The sequence below is a fragment of the Natrinema soli genome, from assembly GCF_028618695.1.
On sequence record NZ_JAQIVI010000138.1, the window covers coordinates 1 to 2,119 of the forward strand.

At 68.0% G+C, this 2,119-nt stretch carries 1 protein-coding gene and 1 pseudogene; one reads left to right on the forward strand and one right to left on the reverse strand.

What is annotated here, in order from left to right; genetic code table 11:
* Positions 1-224: 224 nt before the first annotated feature.
* A pseudogene (locus tag PGX04_RS09895) lies at positions 225-1,014 on the forward strand (SDR family oxidoreductase).
* Between the two features lie 48 nt (positions 1,015-1,062).
* On the opposite strand, the gene PGX04_RS09900 reads toward PGX04_RS09895, so the two are convergent.
* Positions 1,063-2,119, reverse strand: a 1,057-nt coding sequence (locus PGX04_RS09900) for a M20/M25/M40 family metallo-hydrolase (protein WP_273738345.1), incomplete at its 5' end; no start/stop codon positions are given.

The window sequence follows — 2,119 nt, forward strand, 5'->3', positions numbered from 1 at the left end:
AGCGCCTCGACGCCGGCTTCCGCGGCGAGCGGCTGGCTCGTCGCGACGACGCCGCGCGTAGCGTACACCGTCGAGCGTCGTGACGTAAACTGGTCCAAATCTGGCGTCTCCTGCATACGTAGCGATCGTCGGGTCTCGACTAAAGCGTTGGTATACCTCCGCACGTCGGCGCTCCGCGTCGCGACCGCAGCAGATATATCAGTGGGTCATGGTACCAAACCACGATGGATTTGCAACTGGACGGCGATGCGGCACTTGTCACGGCATCGAGCAGCGGTCTGGGGAAGGCATCGGCGAAAGCGCTCGCCCGAGGGGGCGAACGTGGTGATCAACAGTCGGGACGAGGGTCGGCTCGAGGCGGCGCGCGAGGAGATCGCGGCCGCCGGCGACGGCCGCATCGTCGCACAGGCGGGCGATTTGACCGATCCGGACGATATCTCTGACCTCGTCGCGGTCACGGTCGACGAGTTCGGTGGGATCGACCACCTCGTGACGTCCGCAGGCGAGCCGCCGAGCGGCTCCTTCCTCGAGACGACCGACGAGGACTGGTACCACGCCTACGACCTCCTCGTGATGAGCGTCGTGTGACTGGTCCGGGAAGCGGCCGACGAACTGCGCGCGGGCGACGGCGGCAACGTCGTCCACATCACTTCCCGGAGCGTGAAGGAGGCCATCGACTCGCTCGTCCTCTCGAACTCGGTTCGAATGGGCGTCATCGGCCTCGAGAAAACACTCTCGCGCGAGCTCGCGCCGGAGGTACGATTCAATAGCGTGCTCCCCGGCCCGATCGAGACCGAGCGGATCAGCGACCTGATCGAACAGTCCGTCGAGCGCGGGGAGTTCGACTCCTACGAGGAGGGGCTCGAGGCGAAGGGGAGCGCGAACCCGCTGGGGCGGATCGGCCGACCGATGGAACTCGGCAACACCGTCGTCTTCCTCTGCTCCCCGGAGTCGGCGTACATCGACGGGATCACCGTCCCAATCGACGGGGGGCTCGGACGGTCGAACATCTGACGGTCGCGACGGATGATCCCGACGTTCGAACCCGCTCGCGGGCCGTTTCTAGGCGAGCTTCGTCTCGGACAGCTCCTCGAGCAGCGCGACGGTCGCCCGGGCGCCCGCGCGGAAACACGAGAGCGCGATGTTCTCGTCGGGGGCGTGGTTGTTCTCGTCGGCGTTGGCGTAGGGGACGACCAGACACGGCACGTCGAGGGCGTCGGCGAAGACGTACGTCGGCACCGAGCCGCCGAGCGAGGGCTTGAGGATCGGTTCCTCGTCCCAGCCCTCTCGGACGGCTCGCATCACCGGCTCGACGGCGGGACTGTCCGCCGGCGTCCGCTGGGGGTCCATCGCCGCGACGCGCGAGAGTTCCACGTCGATACCCGCGGGCGTTCGCTCCTCGACGTGACGCGAGAGCGATGCGAAGACGTCGTCCGGATCCTGATCGGCTACTAGGCGGAAGTCGATTTTCGCGCGAGCATGCGATGGTAACACGGTCTTCATTCCCTCGCCGCGGTACCCGGCGTCCAGTCCGGCGACGTTCAGGTTCGGGCGACAGAGCAACCGCTCGGCGTACCCCTCATCGGGGTCCGTCGCGAGCGCGGAGAGTCCGAGATCGGCTTGCACCGCCTCCTCGTCCACCGGAATCGCCTCGAGCACCTCGCGGTCGCGGTCGGTCAGCGGGCGCACGTCGTCGCGGAACCCCTCGAGCGCGATCCGGCCGTCCTCGTCGCGAAGCGAGGCGAGCAGGTCGACGACCGCGGTCGCGGGGTTCGGGACCGGGCCGCCAAAGTTCCCCGAATGGAGGTCCCGATTCGCCCCCGTCGCTTCGATGTTGACGTAGAGCAACCCGCGCGAGCCGAGCAGCACGTGCGGTCGGCCCGACTCGTCGATCGGTCCGTCCGCGACGAACGCGATGTCCGCGTCGAGTTCCTCGCGTCGGTCGCGAACGAGTCGCTGGAGGTGTTCGCTTCCGCTCTCCTCTTCGCCCTCGACGAGCAGCGTCACGTCGGTCGGCAGGCCCGTCGTCCCGCGAAGCGCGCGAACCGCACAGAGGTGTGCGAACCACTGTCCCTTGTTGTCCCCCGCGCCGCGCGCGTAGAGGCGCGGTTCGCCGTCG